The organism is Microbacterium imperiale (assembly GCF_017876655.1).
Classification (GTDB): domain Bacteria; phylum Actinomycetota; class Actinomycetes; order Actinomycetales; family Microbacteriaceae; genus Microbacterium; species Microbacterium imperiale.
In genome coordinates this window covers 1,835,952-1,850,881 of record NZ_JAGIOK010000001.1, presented here as the reverse complement: position 1 = coordinate 1,850,881, position 14,930 = coordinate 1,835,952, and the positions used below count along the sequence as shown (strand labels likewise).

The window sequence follows — 14,930 nt, the reverse complement described above, 5'->3', positions numbered from 1 at the left end:
CGGGCTGGCGACGTGATGCCGCTTAGCGTGAGGCGCACCGCGAGCGGATCGGAGTGCTCGCGCCCGAACGAGGAGCATCGTGAAGAGAGCACTGAAGAACCCCGCGCTGCAGATCGGCCTGGCCGCGATCCTCGGCATCGTGTTCGGACTGATCGTCGGCGAGTGGGCGGGCAACCTCAAGTTCGTGGGCGACATCTTCATCCGACTCATCCAGATGGCGATCGTGCCCCTCGTGATGTCGTCGGTCATCGTGGCGACCGGCGCCCTGAGCGGTTCGGGCATGGGCAAGCTCGCGGCGCGCACCTTCAGCTGGATGATCGCGTTCTCGGCCGTCGCCGCGGTCGTGGCGTGGGGCATCGGTGTGGTGCTGCAGCCGGGCGCCGGCATCGACTTCTCGGGCGGCGTCGATCCTGCGCTCGAGGATGCCGCTGCGGAGTCGACCGGGTGGCAGCAGACGATCGTCAACTTCGTCTCGACCAACATCTTCGACGCGATGTCGACCGCGAACATGGTGCCGATCATCGTGTTCTCGCTGCTGTTCGGCGCGGCCCTCAACGTGTACGTCACCACCAGCGGCAACCGCGTGGTCCTCGACTTCTTCGAGCAGATCCAGCAGGTCGTGCTGACGATGATCCGCTTCGTCATGATCATCGCTCCCGTCGGCGTCTTCTGCCTGCTCGCGAACCTCGCCGGCACGGTCGGCTTCGACGTCGTGATCGGCGGGCTCGCGTATCTGTCGTCGACGCTGCTCGGGGTCGTCATCCTGCTCGTCCTGTTCGTGCTCGTCGTGTGGATGCGCACGCGGGTGAACGTCGGACTGCTGCCCGGCAAGCTGTCGCAGCAGACGATGATCGCCATCACCACGACGAGCTCGGCGGTGACCTACCCGACGGTGCTGAAGACCGCGATTGAGAGGGTCGGCATCGGGCGCAGCGTGGCCAACTTCACCCTCTCGGTGGGCCTGACCATGGGCTCGTACGGGGCGGTGCTCAACTACGTGATCGTCATCATGTTCCTGGCGCAGGCCGGCGGCGTCGCGCTCGACCCCGCAACCGTCGTGCTCGGGATGGCGCTGGCGGTGCTGGTGAACATGGGCACGATCACCGTGCCCGGAGGCTTCCCGGTCGTGGCCATGTTCCTGGCGACCTCGCTCGGGCTGCCTTTCGAGGCGCTCGGACTCCTCATCGCCGTCGACTGGTTCGCGGGCATCTTCCGCACCTTCCTCAACGTCAACGGCGACACGCTCGTGGCGATGCTCGTCGCCGAAGGAAGCGACGACCTCGACCGCGACGTCTACAACGCCCGGACGTCGCGCACCGACGCCAGCGAGCGCCCCGCGCTCCAGACGGCCGACGCGGCGGACTGATCAGGCGTCGCGGGCCGCGAGGATCGAGCGGACGAGGCGGGTCGACCCCGCCACCGCCGCCGGCATCGCGGCGACCGCGCCGAGCGGGATCAGGAAGCAGAGCTGGGTCGCGACGCCGAAGCCGAGGTATCGGGCGCGGTGCGCTCGCCGCAGGCGTCGTCGCTCGGTGGCGTGGATGCCCCGTGCCGCGAGCGCGCGCGAGGTCAACTCGTCGGCGAGCAGCCAGCCCGTGAGTGTGACCGCGGTGACCGACCCGAGCGCGCCGCCGACGACCGGGACCAGTCCGACGACACCGGCGAGCAGCGCGGCCAGCACGCCGCGGGCGATGAGGCTGATCGCGTCGCGGACGGATCGCCAGAAGCCGCTGTCGCCGCCCGGCACCGCCCCGCCGAGGTCGGTCTCGACCGCCCGCCAGATCCGGTCGTAGAACGGCTCGCCGACCAGCAGCGTCAGGGCGGTGAACGACACGACGACCAGCACGATCGCGCCGCCGAGCAGCGCCGTGCCCGCCGCGATGCGGACGACCGACGCCCACAGCGTCGGCCAGCCGTCGGCGAACGGGGTGATCGTGTCGACGATGTCGGGCAGAAAGGCGCTGAGCGCGATGAGCCCTGCGATCAGCACGACGCCGACGATCGCCGCGGGGACGAGACCCAGCGCCATGGCGCCGGGTCGCCGCGACCAGAACGCGAATCCGCGCCCGAGGTCGCCGACGCCCGTGACGAACGAGCGGATGCCGCCGCGTGCGGCGACGGGGGGAGCGGTGTCGGGCATGCGATCATCCTGCCGTTCCGCCGGGGTCGCTGCCATCCGGTGGCGTCGCAACCACACATCGCGCGCGAGCGCCAGGGGTTGTCGCTTCCGCCGGGATCGGGTTGAAGTGATCGGATGACCAATGAGACCAGTGCGCCGCACGCCGACGAGCGGCCCGGACTGAAGCGTGCCATCGGTACGCCCCTTCTCTTCGCGTTCATCGTCGGCGACACCCTCGGCGCGGGCATCTACACGCTCGTCGGGACGATGGCCGACGATGTCGGCGGTGTCATCTGGCTGCCGCTGCTCATCGCGCTCGTCGTCGCACTGCTGACGGCGGGCACGTACGCCGAGCTCATCACGAAGTACCCGCACGCCGGCGGCGCGGCCCGCTACGTCGACAAGGCGTTCGGCATCCCGTTCCTGTCGTTCCTCGTCGGCTTCCTCATGATGGCGTCGGGCATCACGACGGCGGCCGCCCTCGCGAACGCCTTCACCGGCGATTACCTGGCGGCGCTCTTCGACATCCCGCCGATCCCGACCGCGATCGTGTTCATCCTGCTGCTGACGCTGATCAACCTGCGAGGCGTCCGCGAATCGCTCGGCGCGAATCTCGTCGCGTCGATCATCGAGGTGACCGGTCTGGTGATCGTGATCGTGCTCGCAGCGATGGTGCTGGGCAGCGGCGGCGGCGAGCCCGCCCGCATCTTCGAGTTCGCCCCCGACGTCCCGCCGCTGCAGGGCGCCTTCGCCGCGTCGATCGTCGCGTTCTTCTCGTTCCTCGGGTTCGAGGCGGCCGCGAACATGGCCGAAGAGGTGAAGAACCCCTCGAAGTCGTACCCGCGGGCTCTGTTCGGCGCGATCATCACCGCCGCGGTGATCTACCTGCTGATCGCCGTCGGCGCCGTCATCGTGGTGCCGCCCACCGAGCTCGCGACCTCCACCGGGCCGCTGCTCGAGGTCGTCACGGCGAGCGGCTTCGCGGTGCCCACGTGGTTGTTCAGCCTGATCGCGCTCGTGGCGATCGCCAATGGCGCGCTGCTGTTCATGGTGATGGCCAGTCGTGTGGGTTACGGCCTGGCCGAGTCGGGGCTGCTGCCGCGGGCGTTCGGGCGCGTGCTGCCCCGCCGCCGTACGCCGTGGGTGTCGATCCTCGTGGTCGCCGGCGCGACCATGCTGCTGACCGTTCTCGGCGACATCGGCACCCTGGCCGAGACGACGGTGCTCCTGCTGCTGCTGGTCTTCCTCTCGGCCAACGTGAGTGTGCTCGTGCTGAAGAAGGACAGAGTCGAGCACAAGCACTTCTCGGTGCCGCGCGTGGTGCCGGTGCTCGCGATCATCGCCAGCATCGTGCTGCTGACGCAGCAGACCGGCCCGGTGTGGCTCGCCACTGCGGGCTACGTCGTCGTGGGGACGGTGCTGTTCTTCATCGCCCGCGCCGGCCGCCGTCGCGCTGAGCGTTCGAAGGCGTCGTCCACGAACTGACCGCGGACACGCGTTCTCCGAGCCAACGACGCAGCCGCCGGAACCCGGGATGACCGGGACCGGCGGCTGCGGCGTGAGTGGGGCGGCGCGGTTGGGGGCGGCGCGGCGCGGGCGTCAGGGGGTGAGCAGCACCTTCGTCGCGCGCCGCTCGTCCATCGCCCGGTAGCCTTCGGCGGCATCCTCGAGGGGGAGGACGAGGTCGAACACCGCGCCGGGGTCGATCGTGCCGGCCATGATCAGCTCGATCAGCTCGGGCAGGTATTGGCGCACCGGGGCCGGGCCGCCGTGGAGGTGGACGCCCGAGCCGAACAGCTCGCCGCCAGGCAGTTCGACGTCGTGCGAGACGCCGACGTAGCCGACGTGCCCGCCAGGCCGGGTCGAGCGGATCGCCTGCATCATCGACTCCTGGGTGCCGACGGCTTCGATGACGGAGTGCGCGCCCAGCCCGTCGGTGAGCTCTTTGATGCGGGCGACGCCGTCGGCGCCGCGTTCCTCGACGATGTCGGTCGCGCCGAAGCGCCGGGCGAGCTGCTGCCGGTCGGCGTGACGTGACATCGCGATGATGCGCTCGGCTCCGAGCTGTCGGGCCGCGACCACGCCGAGCAGGCCGACAGCACCGTCGCCGACGACCGCGACCGTCTTGCCGGGACCCGCGTGGGCCGCGACCGCGGCGAACCAGCCGGTGCCGAGCACGTCGGATGCCGCGAGCAGGCTGCGGATCTGCGACTCGGTAGGCGAGCCGGGCACGACGACGAGCGTGCCGTCGGCGAGCGGCACCCGCAGGCGCTCGGCCTGCGTGCCGAGGGCGCCCATCGGGACGCGATTGACGCAGTGCGACTGGTAGCCGTCGCGGCAGATCTCGCAGGTGTTGTCGGAGGCGAAGAACGACCCGACGACGAAATCGCCGACGGACACCTCCGATACGTCGTCACCGATCGCTTCGACCACGCCGACATATTCGTGTCCCATCGGCTGGGGGCGCCGAACCGGGTCGTCGCCGCGGTACGGCCAGAGGTCGGAGCCGCAGATGCAGGCGGCGGACACTCGGATGACAGCATCCGTCGGCTGCTCGATCGTGGGGTCGTCACGGTCCTCGACCCGGACGTCGCGAGGGGCGTGCATGATGACTCCGCGCATATGCGATTCCTTCCGTAGCGGTAGGTCCATCTCACCCCAGGATGCGGCCGCCGCGGCGCCCCTGGTCCGTCGTGCAGGGGGCTGGCATGATGCGGGTTCTCGCGCAGGCGGCGGAGCAGTGTGGTTGGGCGTCGCGCCTGTTCGCTCGTCGACGACCAGCGGAGGAGTCACCCCGATCGCAGGTGCACGCAGCTCAGAAGGGAGGCGGTTCGTCGAAGGGGTGGCCCGTACGCGCGCCCGGTGGTGGGTCGGGTTCGGGAGTGAAGCAGACGGCAGGTATCGGCACGTCTTCGCGGTAGATCCGCCCGCCGGGGGATGTCCATTCGAGGACCCCGCCGCCGAGTTGCCGGACTTTCCAGTCGGTGAATTGCTTCATCGAGTGGTGTCGTTGGCAGAGGTGGGCGAGGTTGTAGATGTGCGTATGCCCGCCGAGGGCGTGGTCGATGGTGTGATCGATCTCGCAGCGGATCGCAGCCCGCCGGCATCCCGGGAACCGGCAATGCTGATCGCGGGCTTGCAGGAGGCGTCGCATCGAGGCGGTGGGCCGGTAGGTGTCGATCTCGACCGGAGTGCGGGTGATCGGGTCGATGAAGAGCCGGTCCCAGGATGCGGTCTGCCCGGCGAGTTCGCGGGCCGTGTCGGCATCGACGAGCCCGGTGCCGACCGCTCCGGCCGGTCCGTGGTCGGTTCCGGTGAGGGTGTCTGCGGTGACGACGACCTGCACGCGCGCCCGAATGGCGCCTAACGGGCCAGGAGCGTCGGTGCCGTAGGTTGGGTCGACCGCCGGCGCACCCGCGAGGACGAGATCAGCCAGCGCATCTGCGCGGAGCTGGTCCATGGTCCGGGTATCCGGCTCCTCGGGCTGCCCGCTTGAGGCTGCCGCGGCCTCGCCGAACGCCGCGCCCGCGGGATCCGCCCCCGCGGTGGCGGCTCCCGGTTCCCCCGTTCCCGCGGCTCCCGCGGCCCGGGCATCCTTCACGGACTGGCCCATCTGCGTGAGCCGGTCCAGCATCCCCGCGGCGATAACGGTGGGCAAGGTCGCGATGAGGTCCGACATCCCGTCCGCCCCGGGAAGCACCCGAACGCACCGCCCGGCGGCGGCGTCTCGGTGGCGCTGCGTGAAATCCCGCGGATGCATCCGCTCCGCCAAAGCCCTCAGCGGCTCCTTCACCCGCACCGCGATGTCCCGCTTACAGATCTCGATTGCGGCTTCCTCGAACGCCGGTCGAACCTCCGCCGGCACCACCGTTCCCGCTTTGACGATCACCTCCACGTGATCCCGCGTGATCCGCCGGTTCTCCCAAGCAGTGAACGCGGCGGGGTAGTCGTCGACGATGGTCATCGCGTGGTCGATGTCGTGCTGTAACCGGCGGTCCGACCGACCCGCCAAACCTGCCGCTTCCGCCGCGACCGACCGCAGCTCCATGTCAGACGCCATCCCCCGCACGCCGTCGACGTGCGCGACTCGCAACGCCGACCGCCCGATCTCAGCGAGAGCTCGCATCAGGGCGACGTCCCCGGCGTGAGCAGCATCCAACGCCTCAGCGAACGCCCCGAGTGCACCGGCATGGGGACTCAGCCCCACCCCGTCACTACCGCCCATCGTTGCCATATGTCCATGATGCCCCGGGGCCACCGACATCCGAACCGCCTCAGAGCACCTTCGTGGACAACTCGTCGCGCGCCGCCGATGTGCAGGAAACACCGCTACCGCTGGGCGGCGTTCCTCCCCAGAACCACCCTCGCGGAATCTTCTCCACCGTCGCCTGTCAACCCGATGCGTGCGGTCCCGGATCCCGGCACGATTCCAGCATGAGCGAGGAGAACGACGACCAGACCCGCCACGAGTTCCGCGATGTCGTGAACATGGCACCCGCCGAGCTGGAGAAGTGGCTCGACAGCGACGAATCACAGAGTGTGGGGCAGAAAGACGGAGGCGGTGAATCGACAGGCCACCAGTCGGGACGGCGCATCGTCGAGCTCCTACGGACGAAGAAGGACGATCTGACCGACTCCGATGTGCAGCACATGCGCAAGGTGGTCGGGTACGTGCGCCGGCACCTCGCCCAACGGCCGTCGGGCGACATCACCGAGACGCCGTGGCGGTACTCGCTCATGAACTGGGGCCACGACCCCGCCAAGGAGTGACGTCGATGCGCCGGGCCAGCGGGAGAATGGTGTGGTGAGCATTTCCGCCGCCTCCGGCCTGACCGAGCTGCCCGATCCCCGTTACGTCCTGGTGGGCGAGGACGGGCACCGCATCGCGACGTATTCGTGGGGCGAGGACGATCGACCCACGGTCGTGCTGGTGCACGGCTTCGCCTCGAACACCCGTGACAACTGGGTGTCTACGGGATGGGTCCGCGATCTGCAGCGCGCGGGGTTCCGGGTGCTCGGACTGGATCAGCGGGGGCACGGCGCGAGCGACAAGCCGCATCGCCCTCAGGACTACGACCTGCATCAGCTCGCCTCCGACGTCGAAGCGGTGCTCGACACCTACCTCGTCGATACCGCTGCCTATGTCGGATACTCCCTGGGCGCACGCGTCGGGTGGGAGGTGCTGCAGGACTTCTCGTCGCGCATCACGCGAGGTGTGCTGGGTGGCGTTCCCGACGGCATCCCGCTCGCCCGCCTCGACATCGACCAGGTTCGCGCCCTCGTCGAGAACGGCACCCCGGTCACCGATCCCGTGACCCAGAACTACGTGCGCCTCACCGAACGCGTTCCCGGCAACGACCTGCGCGCGCTGCTCGCGATCGCCGGCGGGATGCGCGCGTCGGGCACCGTGGATCCCGACCCCGAGCACGCACCGGGCCAGCCGGTTCTGTTCGCGACGGGCTCGCTCGACGGCATCATCGAGGGCTCGAAGGCGCTCGCTTCGGCGACGCCGCAGGGTCGCTTCGTCGAGATCCCCGACCGCCACCACTTCAATGCCCCGGGCTCGCGGGTGTTCCGGCAGACGGCGATCGAGTTCCTCACCGAGGCCTGACGTCTCGCGCCCCTCGCGTCACGATGATGCCGCGCGCAGCGCGTCGCCCAGCCACCGGTCGTAGGCGGCCCACGGGTCGGATGCAGCCGCTCGCAGAGCCTGGATGTGCGTCACGAGCGCACCGTCGAGTGTGAACCACTCGCCGCCCTCGCGCAGGTCGCCGAACTCGCGATGCCTCGCCTGTTCGACGGCTCGACCGCCCCGCTCGAACGCCAGCAGCTCGTCGTGGCGGATGGCGGCCAGCCGCTGCTTCGGTCGGGTGCTCGTGCCGATCTTCACGCGGGCGGCGTAACGGAGGTAGTAGACGACCTCCACGACCGGCCGCGGCAGGTCGGCATCGGGAGCATCGCCGAGGCGCCACCCGCAGCGGGCGCAGCACCACGGCTCGGACGCCTTCGAGCGCTCGCCTTCACGCGCACCGCAGACGCGGCACGGGAACGGCATCTCGCCGAGGACGGTGGGCACTCCGTCAGCATGGTCGCTGCCTGCGACATCCGCGATCCCGCGCACCGCCCGAGCCGGCCCGCCGGCGACCATCGCCACGACAGCGCACGCCGTCAGCGCGACAGGACGTAGCGGAGCTGCACGCGTCCGCTGTCGGCCTCGATCGTCACGATCGCCTCGACGTCGATGCCGTCGACCGTGACTCCCGGCAGCGCCGCGGTGTGCGTCTGGCCTGGCGCCGACCGGCTGGCGTCGCCGAGCTCGGACTCGAGCGCGGAGATCTCGTCCTCGGACCAGCCCCACGCAGCGCCGCGGTTGCGCAGATCGGCCGTGATCGTCTGCCAAGAGCCGCTCGCGGCGGGCAGCACGTCGACACGGGTCACGCGGTCGGCCGTGGTGGCGAGGCCGAAGTCGTCCACCCCGCCGAACGAGATCGTCCCGGTCGATCCGACGACCTCGATCCCGATCGGCACGAGGGGCTCGATCCGTCGCACGCCGTCGGCATCGAGGCCGAGGTCCGTCGCCGCGGTGTCACCGGTGAGGTGCACCGTCGCGACGCCCTGCCGAGTGAGGAAGTCGACACCGGCTCGGTCGAAGCGCGACTGGCCGTCCGCGAGCTGCTGATCCGCCGACGGCGCCGGATCCGTCTCGGTCCACCACGAGTTCGCCATCGCCCAGGCCGCGAACCCGGCCACGGCGCACACCGCCACGACGACCGCGATGGTCACGACGGTCAGCACGACGTCCTTGCGCTGGCGCCGACGTTGCGGCGAGCTCACATCTCGCGGACGGGGAGGCGCTGAGGTCGGGGCCATGAACCCTGGATACCAGCGGGGCAGCGGCGGCACCAGAGCCCGCCCAGCGCCGGGCCGCGGGCGACGCCGGTCAACCGACGCCGCCCGCGGACGAGCGGCATCAGACCGTGACGACGATCTTGCCCCGCGTGTGCCCCTCTTCGAGGCGCGCGTAGGCGGCGGCGGCATCGTCGAGGGGGAACGTCTCGGCAACCTCGACCCGCAGCGAGCCGTCGGCCGCGAGCCGCGCGAGCTCAGCGAGCTGAGCGGCATCCGGACGCACCCAGATGTAGTTGCCGCCGAACTCGGATGCCGCCCGCGGGTCGGCGATCGACGTCACGACCCCGCCCTCGCGCAGTACCTCGGCCGTCGAGTCGAGCGAGCTGCCGCCGGCGAAGTCGAGCACGACGTCGACACCTTCGGGTGCGATGGCCCGAACCCGCTCGGCGAGCCCGTCGCCGTACGTCACGGGCTCGGCTCCGAGCTCGCGGAGGTAGTCGTGGTTGCGCTCCGAGGCGGTTCCGATCACGCGCGCTCCCCGCAGGCGGGCGAGCTGCACGCCGAACGATCCCACGCCACCGGCGGCGCCGTGGATCAGGACCGTGGACCCTTCGCTCACCGCCGACCGCTCGATCGCCTGCAGCGCCGTGAGACCCGTGAGGGGGATCGCCGCCGCTTCGGTGAAGCCGAGGTTCTCGGGCTTGCGGGTGGCCGTGCGCACCGGCACCGCCATGTACTCCGCGACCGAGCCGCCGCTGACGAGGTCGGCTCGCGCGTAGGCGAGGATCTCGTCGCCGACCTGGAACTCCGGGGTGTCGAGCCCCGTCTTCTCGACCACTCCCGCGACATCCCATCCCGGGACGGCGGGCAGCTGCGTGTCGATGAGTCCCTGCAGGTAGCCCTCGCGGACCTTGTAGTCGACGGGATTCAACCCGGCGGCGACCACGCGCACCACGAGCGTGTCGGGGCCGATGTGGGGCATGTCTCGTTCGGTGATCTCGAAGCGGTCGTTGCCGCCGAACTCGGAATACGTCAGTGCCTTCATATCGGTCGGCAACGTCGTCTCCCGCCGGGAGATTCCCCGCGGCGGCCCGAGCGGCCGGCACGCCGGGTCGGACGCGTAGAATCGGGTGATCCCGTCCTGATCAGCGAGAGTTCCGCCGTGTCCGCAGCATCCGCCGTCCGCACCTTCGAAGTGCGGCATGTGCAGCTCGCGCGTGCGCTCTTCGCCGCCGTCGCCGCGGTGATGATCACCTTCTCGCCGGATCATTCGGCCGTCGTGGGGATGTCGGTGTTCAGCGGTTTCGCCACCGCGACCGCGATCATCTTCCTCGTCAGCGCGTGGCTCGTGCACCCCGCCGGGCGGCGGACGGTGCCGATCGCGCTCGGTGGGGTCACCCTGATCGCCGCGATCCTCGGGGGTATCCCCGTGCTGCGCGCACCCGTCGGCTTCTTCGCCGTCGTGATCGGCTGGGCCGCGGTCACCGGCGCCATCGAGCTCGTCGCCGGCATCCGGCGTCGTCGCACCGACGCTGTGGCACGCGACGAGATCCTCATCGGTGCGGTCACCATCGCGCTGGTTGCAGGTCTGCTGCTGGTCAACCCGGCGTACAGCCTCGAGTACTTCATCGCCGAGGCCGGCGGCGCCTTCACCCTGACCGGCATCACGATCGGCGTCGGCCTCTTCGGCGGCTACGCCGCGATCGTCGCCGTGTTCCTCGGCATCGCCGGGTTCTCGCCGCGCCACGATGAGCACACCGCGAGCGTGACGGCCGCGCCTGCGGCATCCGCATCGTCCACCCCCTCGAACCCGGAGGTCGCATCGTGAGCGGCGAACACCCCACCCGCCGCGAGCTCATGCGTCCCGTCCAGCTCGTCGGGCTCGCCTTCGTCGCCGCCGTGTTCTCGGGGGTCATCACGCTTGTGTCGATGGGGGCGTTCCAGTCGATCCCGCAGGAGGATGCCGCGCGCGCCGTCGTCGTGGCCCTCATCGTCGCCGGTGTCGCCTTCATCGCGACGCTGCTGATCATCGCGCTGCTGATGCTCGCGGTCGACCCGGCTCAGGTGAACAAGAGCGTCGACCGCCCCGTGCTGTACCCCGACGAGTCCGAGACCCCCGACGACCCGACCCCCGGTTCGTCCTCCTCGACTCCGCGTCACTGAGCCGCGAGAACCGCCCGCCCCGCGAAAACGCACCGCCCCGCGAGCGTTGTCGACGGGGCGGTGCGTTCTCGGCGTCAGCCGGCGCGAGCCGGGGTCAACCCAGGCGTGACACCAGGGCGTCGGCCAGGCCGGCATAGCCGGCGGGGGTCAGGGCGAGCAGGCGCTCCTTCGCGGCGTCGCCGATGTCGAGGCCTCGGACGAACTCCGCGAGCTCGGGGGCGCCGACCCGGCGACCGCGCGTGAGGTCCTTCAGCAGCGCGTAGGGGTCGGTGATGTTGGAGCGACCGGCGGCGATCTCGGCGCGCACGACGGTCTGGATCGCCTCGGCGAGCACCTCCCAGTTGGCGTCGAGGTCGGCGAGCAGAACATCGCGCGAGAGCGAGATCTCGGTCAGGCCGCGCTGCAGGTTGTCGAGCGCGAGCAGCGAGTGACCGAAGGCGACGCCGATGTTGCGCTGCGTCGTCGAGTCGGTCAGGTCGCGCTGCATCCGGCTCGTGACGAGCGTCGAGGCGAGGGTCGAGAACAGTCCGCCCGAGATCTCGAGGTTCGCCTCGGCGTTCTCGAATCGGATGGGGTTGATCTTGTGCGGCATCGTCGACGACCCGGTCGCACCCGCGACGGGGATCTGCGCGAAGAACCCGAGCGAGATGTAGGTCCAGATGTCGGTCGCGAGGTTGTGCAGGATGCCACCGGCGTGGCGCACCCTGTCGTAGAGCTCGACCTGCCAGTCGTGCGACTCGATCTGCGTCGTCAGCACGTTGAAGTCGATGCCCAGGCCCTCGATGAAGGTGCGCGAGAGCTCGGGCCAGTCGACATCCGGCTCCGCGGCCAGGTGCGCCGACCACGTGCCGGTCGCACCGGAGAACTTCGCGAGGTACTCGCCGCCCTCGATCTGCTTGGCCACCCGCGCCAGACGCCAGGCGAACACGGCGATCTCCTTGCCCATCGTCGAGGGCGTCGCCGGCTGGCCGTGGGTACGTGACAGCATCGGTGCGTCGCGGTGCTCGCGGGCGAGTTCGCCGAGTGCGTCGATGACGGCGCGGAGCTTCGGCAGCCAGACGTTCTCGACGGCGCGCTTGACCGTCAGGGCGTACGAGGCCGAGTTGATGTCCTCGCTCGTGCAGGCGAAGTGCGTCAGTTCGGCGATCGCGTCGAGCCCGAGGGTCGAGAGCCGGTCGCGGACGAGGTACTCGACGGCCTTGACGTCGTGACGCGTGACGGCCTCCTTCGCGGCGAGCCAATCGATCTCGGCCTGACCGAAGTCGCGGTACAGCCCGCGCAGCTGGGTCTTCTGCTCGTCCGACAGCGGCGCGCTGCCGAAGAGCGACCGGTCGGTGAGCGCGATGATCCACTCGACCTCCACCTCGACACGGGCGCGGTTGAGTCCCGCCTCCGAGAGGTAGTCGGCGAGCGAGCCGACCGCGGCGGCGTAGCGTCCGTCGAGGGGGCTGAGGGGCTGCGGGGGCAGAGAGGTCACGAGGCTCCGATCGGTGAAAACGGGCGCTCAGGACGTGGTGCGGATGGCGGGTTCGAGCTGCCGGAAGAGCGCCCGGCTCGCGTTCTCGATCATAGCGAGCACCTCGTCGAACATCCCGGCGTCGCCGTAGTACGGGTCCGGCACGTCGAGGTCGCCGCCCGCGTGCGGGTCGTACGTCATCAGCAGGCCGAGCTTGTCGGTGTCGGCGGTCGTGCGGGCCCAGTTCGACAGCACCCGCTCGTGCGACCGGTCGAGGGCCACGACCAGGTCGGACCGATCGAAGTCCGCCAAGGTGAACCGCCGGGCGCGGTGCCGCCCGCCGTCGTAGCCGCGGCGCTCGAGCGCGGCGAGAGTGCGACCGTCGGCGGGCTCGCCGACGTGCCAGTCGCCGGTTCCCGCGCTCGCCGAGACGATGCGGTCCGACAGGCCCGCCTGGTCCACGAACCACCGGAAGACCACGTCGGCCATCGGGGACCGGCAGATGTTCCCCGTGCAGACGAACATGACGCGGAAGGGGTCGTCGCGTCGGGTCACCGTCCCATTCTGGAGGATGGAGCCCGTCCTGCACAGGCGCAGCTTCGGCGGCGTTGTCCCCGGGCCGCACACCGGGCGCTCGCGAGCCGGCACGCCTGCGTCAGCCTGGGGTCATGCCGCCCTACCCCGCCCTCGGACGCTCCGACCGCGACGGCGCTCCGGATGCCGCCGCAGCCGGTGCTCCGGTCGGCACCGTGGATCCCGCCGCCGACGTCGCGGTGATGCAGGCCCTCGCGATCGCGCGAGAGCGGCTCGGTCGCGCGCAGGACGGCCTCGTCACGATTCGCGCCCGCGGGCGGTCGCTCGAGCAGCGCACGGCCTGGTCGGCGCGGTCGGCCGACCGCTATCGGGAACGGCTGGGGGAGTGGCTCGAGCGCGTCGACGACGCCGCGCGACGCATCGATGCGCTCGAGGACGAGCTGCGGTACGCCCAGGCGCGGTCGGCCTCGCTCCGGGGGATCCCGTGAGCAACAGCGACGCCGTCGACATCCGCGACGGGGGCGTGGTGGCCGTCGACACCGTGGAGCTGCGGGCGGCGGCATCCGATCTGGCCGGTCTCGCCGATGCCTGCGAGGCCGTCCGTGGCGAGCTCGAACAGGTCGCCGTCGGTCTCACGGCGCATGCGGCTACCGCCTGGAGCACGGTCGAGCTGGCGGTCGGACTCGCCCGCGCCGTGGACGGCATCCTCGGCGAGATCCGCTCCGACGCGGAGGAACTGGCGCGAGCGCTCGCGGGGGCCGCGGACGTGTACGAGATCGTCGAGCTCGAGGCGGCCGCACGCGCGGCCTCGCTCGCGGGAGATCAGCGGTCGCTGCCGCTCATGGAGCGGCGGCTCGCCGAGGCGCGGTCGCGAATGCCGGATGCCGCCGCCGAGGCGGATCTGCTGCTGGCGGCGTGGCCCCTCACTCGGCACTCTCCGCTGCACAGCCAGATCGGTCTCGCCATGACGCCGCTCGGTGCGCTCGGGGGTGTCGCCGTCGCGGCGAGCGGAATCGCGCTGACCGTGATCGCCGCTCTCGGCCGAGGAAGCGTGCATCGCTCCGACCGCTTGTCGGGCACGCCGGTGCCCGTCGACATCGCGCCGCACGCGGCACCGGCGGCGTCCGGCCCGAGGACGCTGGCCACCCTGGCCGAGCGCATGCCGCGCGGTGACGATCAGTTGCGCGTCGAGCGATACCCCCAGCCCGGTGGCGGCAGCCGGTTCGCGGTGTACGTCGCCGGCACGCGTGCCCCGCTCGGCTTCGGCGGGCGGGAGCCGCTCGACATGGCCTCGAATGTTCAGCTGTACAGCGGCGCGCGCTCGGCGTCGTACGACGCCGTCATCGCGGCGCTGCGGGATGCCGGCGCGAGACCCGGCGACGAGGTGCTGGCCATCGGCCACTCGCAGGGCGGTGCCATCACCTCACGGTTGGCGACCGACAGTCCCTTCACCGTTGTGGGCAACGTGACCTTCGGGTCACCGGTGCAGGTCACGGCTCCGGCGCATACGACCGAGGTGACCGTGCGTCACACCGACGACCCCGTCCCCGCGCTGCAGGCCGGCGGACACCCGGTCGCGGTGGGCAGTGCCGCGAGCTTCGTCGCCGAGCGCGTGGCCGACCCCGGCGCGGGCATCGGCGACCTCGCCCTCGGGGCGCACGCGATGGACGCGTACGGCGAGACGGCCGCTCTCGTCGATGAGTCCGGCGATCCGCGGGTGGCCGAGCTGCACGCGCTGCTGTCGGGATTCGCGGGAGACGATCCCGCCGTCGTCACCACCTACCGGGTGAGCCGGCCGGAATGAGAGCG

At 70.8% G+C, this 14,930-nt stretch carries 16 protein-coding genes; 8 read left to right on the top strand and 8 right to left on the bottom strand.

The features are described from left to right. Positions 1 to 79: 79 nt before the first annotated feature. Positions 80 to 1,366: a dicarboxylate/amino acid:cation symporter gene (locus tag JOF37_RS09140; protein ID WP_271175015.1), complete on the top strand. Its 1,287-nt coding sequence runs from the start codon at positions 80 to 82 to the stop codon at positions 1,364 to 1,366. Here the strand turns inward: JOF37_RS09140 and JOF37_RS09135 are convergent, their stop codons facing one another. After that, entirely contained in the window at positions 1,367 to 2,140 is a 774-nt protein-coding gene (locus JOF37_RS09135; protein ID WP_210006534.1) for an EI24 domain-containing protein, read from the bottom strand. It abuts the gene before it with no gap. 114 nt (positions 2,141 to 2,254) lie between these two features. Here JOF37_RS09135 and JOF37_RS09130 point away from each other — a divergent pair, with 114 nt between their 5' ends. After that, on the top strand, positions 2,255 to 3,604 hold the full coding sequence (locus JOF37_RS09130) for an APC family permease (protein WP_210006533.1): 1,350 nt from the start codon (positions 2,255 to 2,257) through the stop codon (positions 3,602 to 3,604). Positions 3,605 to 3,718: 114 nt separating this feature from the next. Here the strand turns inward: JOF37_RS09130 and JOF37_RS09125 are convergent, their stop codons facing one another. Then, complete coding sequence (locus tag JOF37_RS09125) at positions 3,719 to 4,741, bottom strand: zinc-dependent alcohol dehydrogenase family protein (RefSeq protein WP_210006532.1); 1,023 nt, start codon at positions 4,739 to 4,741, stop codon at positions 3,719 to 3,721. A 193-nt stretch (positions 4,742 to 4,934) separates the two neighbouring features. Further along, entirely contained in the window at positions 4,935 to 6,353 is a 1,419-nt protein-coding gene (locus JOF37_RS09120) for an HNH endonuclease (protein ID WP_245338137.1), read from the bottom strand. Positions 6,354 to 6,553: 200 nt separating this feature from the next. On the opposite strand from JOF37_RS09120, the gene JOF37_RS09115 reads away from it, so the two are divergent. Both JOF37_RS09115 and JOF37_RS09110 read left to right on the top strand, forming a co-directional pair. Further along, a complete protein-coding gene (locus JOF37_RS09115; protein WP_210006531.1) occupies positions 6,554 to 6,889 on the top strand; it encodes a DUF3140 domain-containing protein in 336 nt (111 codons plus the stop codon). 34 nt (positions 6,890 to 6,923) lie between these two features. Then, positions 6,924 to 7,730 carry an alpha/beta fold hydrolase gene (locus JOF37_RS09110; RefSeq protein WP_210006530.1) on the top strand — a complete coding sequence of 269 codons (807 nt, stop codon included), beginning with the start codon at positions 6,924 to 6,926 and terminating at the stop codon, positions 7,728 to 7,730. A gap of 18 nt (positions 7,731 to 7,748) precedes the next feature. Here the strand turns inward: JOF37_RS09110 and JOF37_RS09105 are convergent, their stop codons facing one another. The 3 genes from JOF37_RS09105 to JOF37_RS09095 all read right to left on the bottom strand — a co-directional run bounded on the left by JOF37_RS09105 (position 7,749) and on the right by JOF37_RS09095 (position 10,013). Next, entirely contained in the window at positions 7,749 to 8,195 is a 447-nt protein-coding gene (locus tag JOF37_RS09105; protein WP_271175014.1) for a GIY-YIG nuclease family protein, read from the bottom strand. Between the two features lie 92 nt (positions 8,196 to 8,287). Continuing rightward, complete coding sequence (locus JOF37_RS09100) at positions 8,288 to 8,989, bottom strand: hypothetical protein (RefSeq protein WP_210006529.1); 702 nt, start codon at positions 8,987 to 8,989, stop codon at positions 8,288 to 8,290. Positions 8,990 to 9,089: 100 nt separating this feature from the next. Continuing rightward, entirely contained in the window at positions 9,090 to 10,013 is a 924-nt protein-coding gene (locus JOF37_RS09095) for an NADP-dependent oxidoreductase (RefSeq protein ID WP_210006528.1), read from the bottom strand. A 117-nt stretch (positions 10,014 to 10,130) separates the two neighbouring features. Between JOF37_RS09095 and JOF37_RS09090 the strand changes: the two genes are divergently transcribed. Together JOF37_RS09090 and JOF37_RS09085 are read left to right on the top strand one after the other, a co-directional pair. After that, a complete protein-coding gene (locus tag JOF37_RS09090; protein ID WP_245338136.1) occupies positions 10,131 to 10,796 on the top strand; it encodes an acyl-CoA synthetase in 666 nt (221 codons plus the stop codon). Then, entirely contained in the window at positions 10,793 to 11,131 is a 339-nt protein-coding gene (locus JOF37_RS09085; RefSeq protein ID WP_210006527.1) for an amino acid transporter, read from the top strand. The genes JOF37_RS09090 and JOF37_RS09085 overlap by 4 nt, the downstream gene beginning before the upstream one ends. Before the next feature lie 94 nt (positions 11,132 to 11,225). On the opposite strand, the gene purB is transcribed toward JOF37_RS09085, so the two are convergent. Both purB and JOF37_RS09075 read right to left on the bottom strand, forming a co-directional pair. Further along, positions 11,226 to 12,608 (bottom strand): adenylosuccinate lyase, encoded by a 1,383-nt coding sequence (gene purB, locus JOF37_RS09080; RefSeq protein ID WP_210006526.1) that lies wholly within the window; start codon positions 12,606 to 12,608, stop codon positions 11,226 to 11,228. A 27-nt stretch (positions 12,609 to 12,635) separates the two neighbouring features. Beyond that, positions 12,636 to 13,112 carry a low molecular weight protein-tyrosine-phosphatase gene (locus JOF37_RS09075; RefSeq protein ID WP_210007740.1) on the bottom strand — a complete coding sequence of 159 codons (477 nt, stop codon included), beginning with the start codon at positions 13,110 to 13,112 and terminating at the stop codon, positions 12,636 to 12,638. 143 nt (positions 13,113 to 13,255) lie between these two features. Between JOF37_RS09075 and JOF37_RS09070 the strand changes: the two genes are divergently transcribed. Both JOF37_RS09070 and JOF37_RS09065 read left to right on the top strand, forming a co-directional pair. Then, positions 13,256 to 13,609 (top strand): hypothetical protein, encoded by a 354-nt coding sequence (locus tag JOF37_RS09070; protein WP_210006525.1) that lies wholly within the window; start codon positions 13,256 to 13,258, stop codon positions 13,607 to 13,609. Next, complete coding sequence (locus JOF37_RS09065) at positions 13,606 to 14,925, top strand: alpha/beta hydrolase family protein (protein ID WP_210006524.1); 1,320 nt, start codon at positions 13,606 to 13,608, stop codon at positions 14,923 to 14,925. The genes JOF37_RS09070 and JOF37_RS09065 overlap by 4 nt, the downstream gene beginning before the upstream one ends. Positions 14,926 to 14,930: the final 5 nt, after the last annotated feature.

Bases quoted from the DNA above. Each gene is read 5' to 3' on its own strand.
- JOF37_RS09135 (WP_210006534.1), bottom strand. From the start codon at position 2,140: ATGCCCGACACCGCTCCCCCCGTCGCCGCACGCGGCGGCATCCGCTCG.
- JOF37_RS09130 (WP_210006533.1), top strand. From the start codon at position 2,255: ATGACCAATGAGACCAGTGCGCCGCACGCCGACGAGCGGCCCGGACTG.
- JOF37_RS09125 (WP_210006532.1), bottom strand. From the start codon at position 4,741: ATGCGCGGAGTCATCATGCACGCCCCTCGCGACGTCCGGGTCGAGGAC.
- JOF37_RS09120 (WP_245338137.1), bottom strand. From the start codon at position 6,353: ATGGCAACGATGGGCGGTAGTGACGGGGTGGGGCTGAGTCCCCATGCC.
- JOF37_RS09115 (WP_210006531.1), top strand. From the start codon at position 6,554: ATGAGCGAGGAGAACGACGACCAGACCCGCCACGAGTTCCGCGATGTC.
- JOF37_RS09100 (WP_210006529.1), bottom strand. From the start codon at position 8,989: ATGGCCCCGACCTCAGCGCCTCCCCGTCCGCGAGATGTGAGCTCGCCG.
- JOF37_RS09095 (WP_210006528.1), bottom strand. From the start codon at position 10,013: ATGAAGGCACTGACGTATTCCGAGTTCGGCGGCAACGACCGCTTCGAG.
- JOF37_RS09075 (WP_210007740.1), bottom strand. From the start codon at position 13,112: ATGTTCGTCTGCACGGGGAACATCTGCCGGTCCCCGATGGCCGACGTG.
- JOF37_RS09070 (WP_210006525.1), top strand. From the start codon at position 13,256: ATGCCGCCCTACCCCGCCCTCGGACGCTCCGACCGCGACGGCGCTCCG.